Here is a 536-nt window from a genome sequence, read left to right as displayed (position 1 = left end):
CCCTTCTTCTTGAACATCGACAGCATGCGCTGGGTGACCAGGAAGCCGCCGAAGATGTTGACGCTGGCCAGGATGACGGCGAGGAAGCCCATGATCTTGGAGAAGCCGAACCCGGCGGGGCCGGCGGCGATCAGGGCGCCGACGATGATCACCGAGGACACCGCGTTGGTCACCGCCATCAGCGGCGAGTGCAGAGCCGGCGTCACCCGCCACACCACGTAGTAGCCGACGAAGCAGGCCAAGACGAACACCGTCAGGCCGGTGATGAAGAAGTTGCCGTGGCTCGCCGCGTCCGCGACGGGAGTGGCGTGGCCGAGCGCGGCGGCCTGGGCGGCGAGCGCGTCGATCTGCTGGCTGGCCGCGGCGAGCTGGGCCTTCAGCTCAGCGACGCGGTTGGACAATTGAGTCTGATCCATGTGTCTCTCCCTAATTCCGTCCGGCCTTTAGACCGTCTGGCCGGCGAAGGCGGGATGGACGACCTGCCCATCGCGGGTGAGCGCGATGGCCTTCACGATCTCGTCGTCCCAGTTGAGCGT

The 536-nt window shown here is 66.4% G+C and carries 1 protein-coding gene; it reads right to left on the bottom strand.

Going from position 1 to position 536, the window contains the following annotated elements:
• Window positions 1–416 (bottom strand): NAD(P) transhydrogenase subunit alpha part 2 (locus Q4I23_RS33040; protein WP_498529049.1); only part of this gene is annotated, 416 nt, incomplete at its 3' end.
• Between the last annotated feature and the right edge of the window lie 120 nt (window positions 417–536).

Source organism: Azospirillum sp. UFLA03-27, assembly GCF_059803775.1.
The sequence above is the reverse complement of the archived record's forward strand: the minus strand, read 5'-3'. Positions and strand labels throughout refer to the sequence as shown.